12 protein-coding genes are annotated in these 12,998 nt (G+C 51.6%); 10 read left to right on the top strand and 2 right to left on the bottom strand.

Annotation, left to right across the window (positions count from 1 at the left end; genetic code table 11):
* Nucleotides 1-8: 8 nt before the first annotated feature.
* On the bottom strand, nucleotides 9-1,205 hold the full coding sequence (gene kbl / locus ACQG2G_RS00695; RefSeq protein ID WP_013094909.1) for a glycine C-acetyltransferase: 1,197 nt from the start codon (nucleotides 1,203-1,205) through the stop codon (nucleotides 9-11).
* A gap of 215 nt (nucleotides 1,206-1,420) precedes the next feature.
* Between kbl and rfaD the strand changes: the two genes are divergently transcribed.
* Genes rfaD through ACQG2G_RS00665 form a run of 6 tightly spaced genes read left to right on the top strand, consistent with a single transcriptional unit; the run spans nucleotide 1,421 to nucleotide 7,544 of the window.
* Nucleotides 1,421-2,353 carry an ADP-glyceromanno-heptose 6-epimerase gene (rfaD, locus tag ACQG2G_RS00690; protein WP_013094908.1) on the top strand — a complete coding sequence of 311 codons (933 nt, stop codon included), beginning with the start codon at nucleotides 1,421-1,423 and terminating at the stop codon, nucleotides 2,351-2,353.
* 2 nt (nucleotides 2,354-2,355) lie between these two features.
* Nucleotides 2,356-3,402, top strand: coding sequence for an ADP-heptose--LPS heptosyltransferase RfaF (gene rfaF / locus ACQG2G_RS00685; protein ID WP_013094907.1), 1,047 nt, complete (start codon nucleotides 2,356-2,358; stop codon nucleotides 3,400-3,402).
* A 3-nt stretch (nucleotides 3,403-3,405) separates the two neighbouring features.
* On the top strand, nucleotides 3,406-4,389 hold the full coding sequence (gene rfaC / locus ACQG2G_RS00680; RefSeq protein ID WP_057072839.1) for a lipopolysaccharide heptosyltransferase RfaC: 984 nt from the start codon (nucleotides 3,406-3,408) through the stop codon (nucleotides 4,387-4,389).
* Nucleotides 4,390-4,392: 3 nt separating this feature from the next.
* Nucleotides 4,393-5,487, top strand: coding sequence for a glycosyltransferase family 9 protein (locus tag ACQG2G_RS00675; RefSeq protein ID WP_061771541.1), 1,095 nt, complete (start codon nucleotides 4,393-4,395; stop codon nucleotides 5,485-5,487).
* 49 nt (nucleotides 5,488-5,536) lie between these two features.
* On the top strand, nucleotides 5,537-6,394 hold the full coding sequence (locus ACQG2G_RS00670; RefSeq protein ID WP_426723036.1) for a sugar glycosyltransferase: 858 nt from the start codon (nucleotides 5,537-5,539) through the stop codon (nucleotides 6,392-6,394).
* On the top strand, nucleotides 6,381-7,544 hold the full coding sequence (locus ACQG2G_RS00665) for an O-antigen ligase family protein (protein ID WP_061771543.1): 1,164 nt from the start codon (nucleotides 6,381-6,383) through the stop codon (nucleotides 7,542-7,544). Before ACQG2G_RS00670 ends, ACQG2G_RS00665 begins: the two co-directional genes overlap by 14 nt.
* 15 nt (nucleotides 7,545-7,559) lie before the next feature.
* Here the strand turns inward: ACQG2G_RS00665 and ACQG2G_RS00660 are convergent, their stop codons facing one another.
* Nucleotides 7,560-8,522: a polysaccharide deacetylase family protein gene (locus ACQG2G_RS00660; protein WP_038418346.1), complete on the bottom strand. Its 963-nt coding sequence runs from the start codon at nucleotides 8,520-8,522 to the stop codon at nucleotides 7,560-7,562.
* Nucleotides 8,523-8,672: 150 nt separating this feature from the next.
* On the opposite strand from ACQG2G_RS00660, the gene rfaQ reads away from it, so the two are divergent.
* From rfaQ to ACQG2G_RS00640, 4 genes are read left to right on the top strand one after another with little or no spacing between them, the layout of a single operon-like run.
* Nucleotides 8,673-9,743 (top strand): putative lipopolysaccharide heptosyltransferase III, encoded by a 1,071-nt coding sequence (gene rfaQ / locus ACQG2G_RS00655; RefSeq protein ID WP_080453031.1) that lies wholly within the window; start codon nucleotides 8,673-8,675, stop codon nucleotides 9,741-9,743.
* Complete coding sequence (locus ACQG2G_RS00650) at nucleotides 9,740-10,867, top strand: glycosyltransferase family 4 protein (protein ID WP_013094900.1); 1,128 nt, start codon at nucleotides 9,740-9,742, stop codon at nucleotides 10,865-10,867. Before rfaQ ends, ACQG2G_RS00650 begins: the two co-directional genes overlap by 4 nt.
* Before the next feature lie 2 nt (nucleotides 10,868-10,869).
* Nucleotides 10,870-11,970: a glycosyltransferase gene (locus ACQG2G_RS00645; protein ID WP_029881896.1), complete on the top strand. Its 1,101-nt coding sequence runs from the start codon at nucleotides 10,870-10,872 to the stop codon at nucleotides 11,968-11,970.
* Between the two features lie 11 nt (nucleotides 11,971-11,981).
* Nucleotides 11,982-12,971 carry a glycosyltransferase gene (locus ACQG2G_RS00640; protein WP_013094898.1) on the top strand — a complete coding sequence of 330 codons (990 nt, stop codon included), beginning with the start codon at nucleotides 11,982-11,984 and terminating at the stop codon, nucleotides 12,969-12,971.
* The last annotated feature ends 27 nt before the right edge of the window (nucleotides 12,972-12,998 follow it).

Below are 12,998 nucleotides of genomic sequence, written 5' to 3'. Positions count from 1 at the left end.
ACACGTCCTCAGGCAATTACGCCCAGCTGTTTACCGATGCGGGTAAAGGCTTCCACCGCACGTTCAATTTGTTCAGGCGAATGCGCCGCGGACATCTGGGTGCGGATACGCGCCTGGCCTTTTGGTACGACCGGGAAGAAGAACCCGGTCACGTAAATGCCTTCTTTTTGCAGCTCACGGGCAAAGTTCTGCGCCACGACGGCATCACCCAGCATGACCGGGATAATGGCGTGGTCAGCACCGGCCAGGGTAAACCCTGCCGCACTCATTTTTTCGCGGAACAGGCGCGCGTTGGACCACAGACGGTCGCGCAGTTCAGCCCCGGATTCCACCATCTCCAGCACTTTGATGGAGGCGGCAACAATGGCCGGCGCGAGGGAGTTGGAGAACAGGTACGGACGGGAGCGCTGGCGCAGCCACTCCACCACCTCTTTACGCGCAGCGGTATAACCGCCAGACGCGCCACCAAGCGCTTTACCCAGCGTACCGGTGATGATGTCCACGCGGCCCATCACGTCACAGTATTCATGCGAGCCACGGCCGTTTTCACCCACAAAACCGACCGCGTGCGAGTCATCGACCATCACCAGCGCATCGTATTTATCCGCCAGGTCGCACACACCCTTCAGGTTGGCGATCACGCCGTCCATAGAGAACACGCCGTCGGTGGCGATGAGCACATGGCGAGCACCCGCTTCACGCGCCTCTTTCAGGCGTGCTTCCAGTTCAACCATATCGTTATTGGCATAGCGGAAACGCTTCGCTTTACACAGGCGCACACCATCAATGATAGAAGCGTGGTTAAGGGCGTCGGAGATAATGGCATCTTCTGCACCCAGCAGCGTCTCAAACAGACCGCCGTTGGCGTCGAAGCAGGAGGAGTACAGAATTGCGTCTTCCATGCCTAAGAAGTTCGCCAGCTTTTTCTCAAGCTGCTTGTGACTGTCCTGCGTGCCGCAGATAAAGCGTACGGAGGCCATACCAAAACCGTGGGTGTCCATACCGCTTTTCGCCGCAGCAATCAGCTCAGGGTGATTCGCAAGACCCAGGTAGTTGTTCGCACAAAAGTTGATCACATGGCTGCCATCGGCAACGGTGATGTCCGCCTGCTGAGCAGACGTGATAATACGCTCTTCTTTAAACAACCCTTCCGCACGCGCGGTCTCAAGGTCGCTGTTTAACTGTTTGTAAAAATCACCACGCATTGCAATTCTCCAGACTCGGCAAATTTCGGCACATATTACCCAAACCTATAGTTCATGACGAGATGACACATTATCTCTTCTCGTTTTTGCAGCATAAATCACGTGTACCCTTGCGCTATGTCGGTGAATGGCTGAAGGGCAGCCATACTAATGATATGATAGAACCATTAGCGTCCGGGATTGTCCCCGGACTCCACACTTCAAAGGTTACAGTTATGATCATCGTTACCGGCGGCGCGGGCTTTATCGGCAGCAATATTGTTAAAGCTCTCAATGACAAAGGCATCACCGACATCCTGGTGGTTGACAACCTGAAAGACGGCACCAAGTTCGTCAACCTGGTGGATCTGAACATCGCTGACTACATGGATAAAGAAGACTTCCTTATCCAGATTATGGCAGGTGAAGAGTTCGGCGAGATCGAAGCCATCTTCCACGAAGGGGCATGCTCCTCCACCACAGAGTGGGACGGCAAGTACATGATGGACAACAACTATCAGTACTCTAAAGAGCTGCTTCACTACTGTCTGGAGCGTGAAATTCCGTTCCTGTATGCCTCTTCGGCGGCCACCTACGGCGGACGTACCTCTGATTTCATTGAATCCCGCGAATATGAGCAGCCGTTGAACGTCTACGGTTACTCCAAGTTCCTTTTCGACGAGTATGTGCGTCAGGTGTTGCCAGAAGCGAACTCCCAGATCGTTGGTTTCCGCTACTTCAATGTCTACGGGCCGCGCGAAGGCCACAAAGGCAGCATGGCGAGCGTGGCGTTCCATCTGAACACTCAGCTGAATAACGGCGAAAGTCCAAAACTGTTCGAAGGCAGCGACGGCTTTAAGCGTGACTTCGTCTACGTAGGCGACGTTGCCGCCGTGAACCTGTGGTTCTGGGAAAATGGGGTATCCGGTATTTTCAACCTTGGCACCGGCCGCGCGGAGTCTTTCCAGGCCGTGGCTGACGCAACGCTGGCGTATCACAAGAAAGGCAGCATTGAGTACATTCCTTTCCCGGACAAACTGAAAGGCCGCTACCAGGCATTCACCCAGGCCGATCTGACCAACCTGCGCGCAGCGGGTTATGACAAGCCGTTCAAGACCGTTGCCGAAGGCGTAACGGAATATATGGCCTGGCTGAACCGCGACGCGTAAGTATGAGAATTCTGGTGATCGGCCCGTCATGGGTGGGCGACATGATGATGTCGCAAAGTCTCTATCGCACGCTCAAGGCGCGTTATCCCCAGGCGATAATCGACGTGATGGCACCCGCATGGTGCCGTCCGTTGTTATCGCGTATGCCGGAAGTGAATGAAGCCATCCCAATGCCGCTCGGCCACGGGGCGCTGGAAATTGGCGAACGCCGTAAACTCGGTCACAGTCTGCGCGAGAAGCGTTATGACCGCGCTTACGTGTTACCCAATTCGTTTAAATCCGCGCTTGTGCCCTTCTTCGCCGGTGTGCCGCACCGTACCGGCTGGCGCGGTGAGATGCGCTACGGTCTGCTGAATGACGCACGCGTGCTGGATAAAGAGGCCTGGCCATTAATGGTGGAGCGCTATGTGGCGCTGGCCTACGACAAAGGCGTGATGCGCAGCGCAAAAGACCTGCCGCAGCCGCTGCTATGGCCACAGCTACAGGTCAGCGAGGGTGAAAAATCCCAGACCTGTAACGCGTTTGGTCTTTCCTCTGAACGGCCGATGATTGGCTTCTGCCCGGGCGCGGAATTCGGCCCGGCAAAACGCTGGCCGCACTATCACTACGCAGAGCTGGCAAAGCAGTTGATTGACGAAGGTTATCAGATCGTTCTGTTCGGCTCGGCCAAAGACCACGAGGCGGGGAACGAAATTCTTGCAGCCCTCAGCACAGAACAGCAGGCCTGGTGCCGCAACCTGGCCGGGGAAACCCAGCTTGAGCAGGCGGTGATTTTACTTGCTGCCTGTAAAGCCGTAGTCACCAACGACTCCGGGCTGATGCACGTCGCCGCCGCGCTCAACCGCCCGCTGGTTGCGTTGTACGGTCCAAGTAGCCCGGACTTCACGCCGCCGCTCTCAAATAAGGCGCGCGTTATTCGTCTGATCACGGGTTACCATAAGGTGCGTAAAGGCGATGCCGCGCAAGGTTATCACCAGAGCCTGATCGACATCACGCCGCAGCGCGTTCTCGAAGAACTCAACGAACTGCTGCTGAGCGAAGAAGGATAACGAATGCGGGTACTGATCGTTAAAACCTCTTCGATGGGTGATGTGTTGCATACGCTTCCGTCGCTGACGGACGCCATGCGGGCCATTCCAGGCATTCGTTTTGACTGGGTGGTGGAAGAGGGCTTCGCGCAGATCCCTACCTGGCACGAAGCGGTCGACCGCGTGATCCCGGTGGCCATCCGCCGCTGGCGTAAAGCGTGGTTTTCCACACCGATTAAAGCCGAGCGCAAAGCCTTCCGCGATGCGGTGCAGGCGCAGCGTTACGACGCCATTATCGACGCGCAGGGGCTGGTCAAAAGCGCCGCGCTGGTCACGCGCCTGGCACACGGTGTAAAGCACGGCATGGACTGGCAAACCGCTCGCGAACCACTCGCCAGCCTGTTCTATAACCGTCGTCACCATATTGCAAAGCAGCAGCACGCAGTGGAACGCACCCGCGAGCTGTTCGCAAAAAGTCTCGGTTACACAAAGCCGGAAACGCAGGGTGATTACGCGATTTCGCAGCATTTTCTGCGTGATGCAGAGAAGCCTGCGCAGCCCTGGCTGGTCTTCCTGCATGCCACAACGCGCGATGATAAGCACTGGCCGGAAACGCACTGGCGAAGACTCATTGAACTAATGCAACCTGCCGGCATCCATATTAAACTGCCGTGGGGTGCTGAACATGAGCGCCAGCGTGCTGAACGTCTGGCAGCCGGTTTTTCGCACGTCGAGGTTTTACCTAAACTCACGCTGGCGCAAGTTGCTGCAGAGCTGGCCGGAGCTAAAGCTGTCGTTTCCGTTGATACGGGTTTAAGCCATTTAACCGCGGCGCTGGATCGTCCAAACATCACGATTTTTGGCCCGACCGATCCCGGTTTGATTGGGGGTTACGGTAAAAACCAGCATCAAATGGTCAGCCCGACTCAACAAACGAGGGACATTAGCGCAGATGCCATTTTTTCATTTTTACAGAACAGCCACTGGCTTTCCGACAGGGATATCTAACGAATGAGTTACGTATTTCTGCTGATTTTACTCCTTCCGGTGAAGCTTATCCGGAAGCTGTTCCGCAAAGATACAGGTAAAAACCTGGTCATTCAGACAGCCAAAATCGGTGATTTTGTTAATGCGACGCCCCTGCTGGCATACCTGCAAAAAAGTGATGTGCTTATCAGTCGCAGCGTAGGTGCGCTGGCGAAGCATGACGAAACGATCGAAGAGATTTTTTTTATCGAGCAGCATAAGCGTAGCCTGTGGCGTAAGCTCAGCTTTGCCTGCCGCATCATGAACCGCTACGACAACGTCTATCTGCTGCAACCCAACAGCGTAAATCTCTTTTTTGCCGCCGTCTGTAATGCCAAAAACAAACAATTTTTAAGCATTTACACCCGCAGATGGTATCACGGGATTTTCTATCTCACCGCCGACGGTACCGTTGAGCACGGCAAAAAAACGCTATCAGTGACCAATTACCTGAAGCTGGCCGACCGTTCGTTGACGTGGCAGGACTCGCCCAAGCACGCCACAAAGCCGCTGTTCAAACCGGCGACCTACCCGGCAATTCTCGACAAACCTGATGTGATCCGCATCGGCATCAGCATTGCCGCAGGTAATAAAGCCAAAACGGTGCCGCCGGTCATCTGGAAGCGAATTATTGATCGTCTCGCCGACCTGCCCTGCGAGTTTTATGTGTTTGGCGCCCCTGATGAACAGTCGTGGCTGGACGATATCACCCGCGCTTACGGTGATATTCCTAACTTGATCAGTCTGATTGGGAAGATCACGCTGGAAGAACTCCCGTGGGCTATTTCAAAGATGGATTGCTATATCGCGTCTGATTCCGGGAATATTTACATTGCCGATGCAGTGGGTGTGCCTATCGTCATGTTGTTTGGCCCGTGCTGCCATTACGAACAACGCCCTCTCGGCAATGTTCTGTTAATTGGCAATGACGAAAATATTAACTCATACGTATTTGAAACACGTTACTATTTCAGCCAACCAAAAGAAGAGCTGTTTGCCGTAGGTGAAACCGAACTGGATAAGATTGCCAGTTTATTAACGACCGTGAATAAAAACAAAAAAGAATCACTTGAGGCGTGAAATGGGCTCTTTGACCAAGCAACTGTATCGATATACGCATAAGCGTAATATGCGACATAATGAGAATTTATGGCCATTTATTAAATTATCCCGCAATGAAACCGGTGAAATATGTGATTTAAAATATAAGGGGTTGGATATCAAACTGACTTCCTTATCCTCACTTCACCACCGATTCAATGGTGAGATTCTGATTGCGGCGACAGGCCCCTCAATCAAACATATTAATTTTTCAAAATTGCCGACATCGGTCGCGACCGCTGGCGTGAATGGCGCCTGGCATCTTAATCACCAGCTCAATTTTAGTCTTTATTTCATTGTCGACATGACGTTTATCGACCGCCAAACGGCGCTTTTGAAACGATTAACCGGCTGTAAAAATGTTATTTTATTTACTACCGTTATGGGGATCGTCAAGCTTATAAAGCGTTTCTCCTACGAAAACATTCAGTGCGAGATTTGTATTATTGAAGATATTTGTTATGAGACCTACAAACCTTCAATTAAACAGGATAATCTGCGACAAGCTTTAACAGACACACCAGAAATCGTTTTCTCTGATACGCATCCGAATATTGCTTTTAGTCGTGATGTGCGACATGGAGTGGTGGATGCTGGCACCGTGGTATACTGGGCGCTCCAGATAATTTACTTTCTGGGATTCAAAAAAATTTACATTGCCGGTCTTGATATGAATAATTTCAACCAGCCACGTTTTTATGAAAGCAACGATACGATGTTGCCCTCATTTCTTGAGGATAAAGTGCATAATGTTGTGATCCCCGCGCTAACGCTGGCAAGCACCATTTTCAAAAATGATAACATTTCAGTTATCAATCTCTCTCCTCAAAGCGCTATCCCTGACTCCGTTTTTCCCAGAAAGGATTTTAGTGATGTCTTCAATTAATTTGCAACGCTACCTGTTCTATCCTTTTGTGCTCTTTATGTTTTTGAGCATGATTTTTTGCGGTGTCTCACGGGTAAATATCTTATTCCATATCACGCTGGCTCTGTTTATCATCACTATGATTATCAATAGTGAGACACGCACCCGTTTTATCAACGATCGTGACTTCCTTCCTGCACTGGGGATGACCGGTGCTTTTTTGCTCTATTTTTCACTCTCGAATTTGTGGGCGGAATCTTCACATCTTAGCTCAGCCATCAGCCATTCCTTTTATTTATTTATTTTCCTGTGCCTTTATCGTCAGTGTGAGTTACAGGAAAGAAAAAAATACATCATTGGCGCAGCCTATCTCGGTATCGTGGCACTGACGATATTAACGCTGGTTTATGTCAATAAAGAGCACATATTTCAAAACCGACTATCGCGTGCATTCCCGTTCTCCCCGGACAATGTCATTGATCTTGGGGGATACATGGCGCTGGGTATTTTGTTGAGCGCCATTCTGGTTCGCGAAACACGTAACTACTGGTTCTATATTCCCGTTCCCCTGCTGCTGGTCTGCTTGATTCTGACCCAAAGCCGTGGGCCTTTCCTTTCGATGATTGTCGCCGCTATCGTTGCGTTTCTGTGTAAACCGAAATGGAATTTTAAGCTGTTAGCGGGCTCGCTGATCGTATTGATAGTTATTGGCTCCATCCTCTATTTCAGCGGCTTCTTCGATATATTCATCAAACGCGCGGAAGAATCTTCCCGTGCAGGCTCTGTCCGTTTCGGCATCTGGCAGCATGCTTTTGAAGTGGCGAAGCAAAAAATGATTTTCGGCTGGGGTTTCAATAAAGAACTTGAATTCATTAACGGCTATGGTCAACCTGTTACCACAACGCATAGCCTTTATTTAGCGACTTTCCTGAAGGGCGGTATTGTGGGGCTTCTGCTGCTTTTGAGTATGATTCTCTTTGCGGGCAGACAATGTCTTCGCCACCTTGCTGCTAATCACAAAGCAGAGATTGCGGTTATTGTCTTTGCGCTGATGTTCTATGTTACCCAGGGCATGTTCGTAATCAGCAATCCGCGAGAATACTGGGTGCTATTCTGGCTTCCACTTGCCATTATTTTCAGCACCCCGGTAAAAACCGCGCTGCAAAAATAATTCCAGAGGCGCCGATTAATCGGCGCTTTTTTTATGGGAATAAAACTCCGCCAGCGTCATCCCTACCGTCTTGTCGGATAACCAGCTAAAGAGCACTTCCAGATCCTGATACAACCCTTCAATTGCCGCCTCATCTTTAAACGTAGGACTTCCGCCCGGCATAAATTCCGAGGAATGCAGCATAAACTCTACGTAGTCATGTCCCTGAGACAGGCATTGCTGTGCGACCTGAATCATCTGCGACGCATTACCACCGGACGGTCTCAACCAGTTTACGGACGGTGAACGATATTTACCGCGCAGGCGATCGTAGCCCTGTTTGACGGTGTTCAACCAGGCCGGATGCTTATACTGGATGCTCATCGGCACTTCGAGTAAGGGGCTATTGCCCGCTCGTGAGATATCGTCTGTATCAATAAAGTAGGCGTGGTCTGGAAAGTGCTGATAATTGGTTCCGCCATTCCCCTGCGGTGCGCCTTTCGCGTTACGCCAGTTCACGCGCGGCGTAACAGAGCAATCAACCTGGTAGCCCAGTTCGATCAGCAGTCTGGCGTAACGGCTATCAAAGGCCCAGCGCCCGGCGCGATGGCTTAACATTTTGGTCTGGAAGGTCTCTTCCAGCAGACGGGTCATGAACACTACTTTCTCGCGCATCACCTCATCTGAAAATTCAATCAAATACGGCTGCCAGCGCCAGTCATCTCCGGTGAGATCGTGTTCAGGAGGGCTATTCCACGCGTGAAGGTGCATCCCGACTTCACCCTGACCGCGGGCGATCACATCTTTGGCAAACTCAATGAAAACCGGCTCAATCGCCATCTCATAATTTGTCAGCCATACGGGTTTGAAACCGAAACGCTCACAAAGCGTCTGGAATCGCGCCAGATAGCGCGCATTCTCCGTTTTAATGACGCGGTGATTTTGCCAGAGATTATCGCCTTCAGTATCAATCGTGATGATAAACGCTGGTTTTTTCATAATGAGTCCGCAAGACAGGAAAGTTAGCGCTATGTTACGCACTCACCGAAGCATGAGTAAACCCTTCCAGGGAATTTCCTGAGATTATGGAGAAAGAGTGCAAGTCGCTATCAGGTCTATTAGAATTGCCAACAGTACAACGCCAATAAGATGATGATGAATAACTTACCTGACACGCCTGATTTGCGCATTTTACTTATCAAACTCCGCCATCATGGCGACATGTTACTGACCACTCCCGTCATTGATTCGTTACGTCAAAAATGGCCGCAGGCACAGATTGATGTGCTGTTGTATGAAGAAACCCGCGATATGCTCGCCGCACACCCGGCGATCGGTACTGTTTACGGGATCGACCGTAAATGGAAGCAGCTGGGCACGCTGAAACATCTGCAAAAAGAGTGGCAGTTGCTCTGTGCGTTAAGGAAACAGCATTATCACCTGGTGATTAATCTTGCCGATCAGTGGCGCAGCGCTATCGTTACCCGTTTCACCGGCGCACCAGTACGACTCGGGTTCGCTTTTAACAAGCGCAACAACGCATTCTGGCGGTTTTGCCATAGCGATTTGGTCTCTGTGGCCGGGCACAACGCGTTGCACACTGTCGAACAGAACCTCTCTATTTTGTCGCCATTACCGGTCACCGCTCAACCTGCCGTGACCATGGCCTACCATGCTGAAGACTGGCACGAGGCTCACCAAAAGTTGATGCAAAACGGTGTGGGAGACAACTTCATCGTGATTCAGCCTACGTCGCGCTGGTTCTTTAAATGCTGGGACGAAGGCAAAATGGCGCAAACCATCACGGCGCTGCAGCAGGATGGCCACACTGTCGTCCTCACCGCCGGGCCGGATAAAAAAGAGCTGGCGATGATCGATCGCATTCTCGCCGCCTCGCCAGCGACGGGAGTCGTCTCGCTGGCAGGTCAGCTCACGTTGCGTCAACTGGCTTCGCTTATCGATCATGCGTCTCTGTTTATTGGCGTTGACTCCGTTCCGATGCATATGGCCGCTGCGCTTCAGACCCCCTGTGTGGCATTGTTTGGCCCATCAAAACTTACCTTCTGGTCACCCTGGCAGGTTAATGGGGAAGTCATCTGGGCAGGTGATTACGGCCCACTGCCCGATCCAGACGCCATTGATACCAAAACAAAAGAACGCTATCTCGACGCCATTCCCGTTGATGCTGTCGTCTCCGCCGCAAGGAGATATCTGTCATGAAACACCATCGCCTGGCGATTGTTCGCCAAAAGTATCGCCCGGATGGCGGGGCAGAACGCTTCGTGTCTCGCGCCCTTACCGCGCTGAGCAACCAAAATCTCGAGCTCAACGTCATCACGCGCGAGTGGCAGGGTGAGAAGCAGGACGACTGGCATATTCATATTTGCGATCCGCGCAAATGGGGCCGCATCAGCCGCGAGCGCGGATTTGCGCATGCCGCACGTGCGCTCTGGCAGCAGCAGCAGTTTGATATTGTGCAAAGCCACGAGCGCATTCCGGGCTGTGACATTTATCGTGCAGGCGACGGCGTACACCGACGCTGGCTCCTGCAGCGCGCACGCATTCTGCCTGCCTGGCGTGCAAAACTGCTGATGCATGATCGCTATCACCGCTACGTGATGAATGCCGAACGTGAAATGTACCAGGCGCCGGAGTTAAAGGCGGTTATCTGTAATGCGGAGATGATCAAGCGCGAAATCGTCGAAGACTTTGATATTGACGCAAAAAAAATTCATGTGATTTATAATTCAATTGACTCCACCCGTTTCGTTCCGGCAGAAGAGGCACAACGTATTGCATTGCGTCAGCAGTTTGGTTTGCCGACCGATGCCGTCATTTTCTGCTTCGTAGGGTCAGGATTTGAACGAAAAGGATTGGCCAGCGCTATACGCGCCGTTGCGGGTACTGCGGCATGGCTGATTGTGGTTGGGCAGGATAAAGCAGAACGTCGCTATCGCGACCTCGCCCGTTCATTAGGCTGCGAGGGGCAAATCCGTTTTCTGGGGATGCAAAAAGAGACGCTGCCATTTTATCAGCTATCTGATGGTTTACTGCTACCAACGCTGTATGATCCTTTCCCTAACGTCATTCTTGAAGCGATGGCCTGCGGTTTGCCGGTCATTACATCAGAGAGTTGCGGTGGGGCAGAATTTATTCAGCAAGGCCAGAACGGATTTTACTGTGACGCACTTGATATCAGCACCCTGAAGGAGGCGGTAGCGGCCACCCCTTCGCTGGAAAAAAATAACGATATGGGACGAGCGGCACGTGAACGTGTAAAAGACGCCACCCCCGAAAAACTGTCAAGTCAGCTTATTTCGCTTTATCAAAAATTACTGGATTAAAAATGCGCATCCTAATGATTATTGATGGTTTACCCGGTGGAGGAGCTGAAAAAACGGTTCTTACACTCTCCAGCGGATTAACAGAGATGGGGCATCAGGTCTCTCTCTTCTCGCTGCGGAAAGTGTGCGACTACGCCATTCCGGAAGGCATCGATTATCAGGTCGTTCAGGATACCTGCAAAAAACCGTGGCGGAAGCTAACGGAGATCCCACGCCGCGCCAGGCTGCTGGATCAGGCTATCGAGCGGGCGGAGCGCAGCGGCAAATTTGATGTGGTGTTCTCGCATCTGCACAAAACTGACCGCATCGTGGCGCACTGCCGCGCCCTGGAGCGCGATAAAGTGTGGTTCTGCGTGCATGGCATGTTCTCATTCTCCTACCTTCGCCATCGCCGTGGGCTTTCACGCTGGTTTAAACACACTAAGATTCGCCATACCTACGAAAACCGCAACGTGGTCGCCGTCTCAGGCGCCGTGTTGAAAGATCTTTCAGAAACGCTGGCCCTGAATCTCCGACGCACGGCGGTAATCCATAATCCTTTTGATATTCCTGAAATCCAGCGTCTGGCGGACGCCCCCTTTGAGATGCAGGGAAAGGATTACATCATTCACGTCGGACGCTTCCATGAACACAAGCGTCACGATCGCCTGCTACGGGCGTTCGCGCTGAGTCAGCTCAATACCACGCTGGTTATGATGGGCAATGGCTCTGAGGCTAAAATTCAAAAGCTTAAGCAGCTTGCCCGCGAACTGGGCATTGAAGACAAAACGGTTTTCCGTCCGTTCGAACCTAATCCTTATCCCTGGATTAAAGGGGCACGCCTTTTAGTGTTAAGTTCTGACTGCGAAGGTTTTGGTAATGTGCTGGTTGAATCCATTATCTGCCAGACGCCACCCGTCAGTACACATTGTCCAGGTGGCCCCGCCGAAATCCTCAAGGGAGACTTATCCCGCGGTCTGGCAGAGATGAATGACGAGTCTCTGGCAAAAACGCTGGCGGATATTTATACCTCTCCACCGGTCGTTGATCGCGCAACCATTGCATCGTTCGGTATCAAGGCCATTTGCCAGCAATATATTGCTTTGGTCGACAATCAAAAATAATCAGGTTTCTTATGCAAAATTCAGCGCCATTATTAAGCGTGGTGGTAGCCGTTTATAACGGTGAAGCGTTCCTGGATCAGTTCTTTACCTGCCTTGTGGATCAACGCATCGACAGCATGGAAGTCATCATCGTCAATGACGGCTCCACGGACCGTTCGATGCAGATCGTCGAAAACTGGCGCGAAAAGCTGCCGCAGATGCAGGTTATTGAGCAGCAAAATCAGGGCGTATCCATCGCGCGTAATACCGGTCTGGCCGTCGCGACGGGCCAATATCTTTCTTTCCCTGATATTGATGATGTCTTTAAACCCGGCATGTATCAGCACCTGCTTGATATGGCTGTTACGCAACGTCTTGATGTCGCTACCTGTAACGGCAACTACGTCTGGGAAAATAATAAGAAGCCTTCACGCCCTATTTTCCCTGAAGACAAACTGGCATCAACGGGCGTCATGTCCGGCCCTGCATGGCTCAAAATGGCGCTCGACTCCCGTAAGTTCCTGCACGTGACCTGGCTGAACATCTATCGTCATGACTTTATTCGCGAGCACGGTTTTCACTTTGAACCGGGGCTGCGCCATCAGGATATTCCGTGGACCACAGAAGTACTGCTGGCGGCGGAGCGGGTGCAGTACACCAGTGAACGTTACTACGACTACTACATTCACTCTGCGTCGGTGTCTCATATGCCGGACAATGACGACACGCTCATTCGCTCGGCGCGTCACTACATGAAAATCCTGCAGATGCTCGATGCCATTAATCAGCGCTACCCCGATAAAGTGAAAGGGATCCCTGCTTGCCACTGGCAAATTGCCAAAGAAGGGCTGGGCATCATTCATACTTTCGACAACATGAAAGATGAGCAGAAAAAGGCATTTATTATCAAAGAGTTTTTCGATAAAGGGATCTGGAAACTCATCTGGAAAAATGCAAAAAGTCCCCGACTACGCTGGCGACTGGGCCGTCGTTACTTCCGTTTGAAGCGCTATGTGGCATAAGAGATAGCTTTACCTGGCCCAAATGCT

Source organism: Enterobacter cloacae complex sp. 382A5 (assembly GCF_050031095.1).
GTDB lineage: Bacteria > Pseudomonadota > Gammaproteobacteria > Enterobacterales > Enterobacteriaceae > Enterobacter > Enterobacter cloacae.
This window is presented reverse-complemented; position numbering and strand designations above follow the sequence as displayed.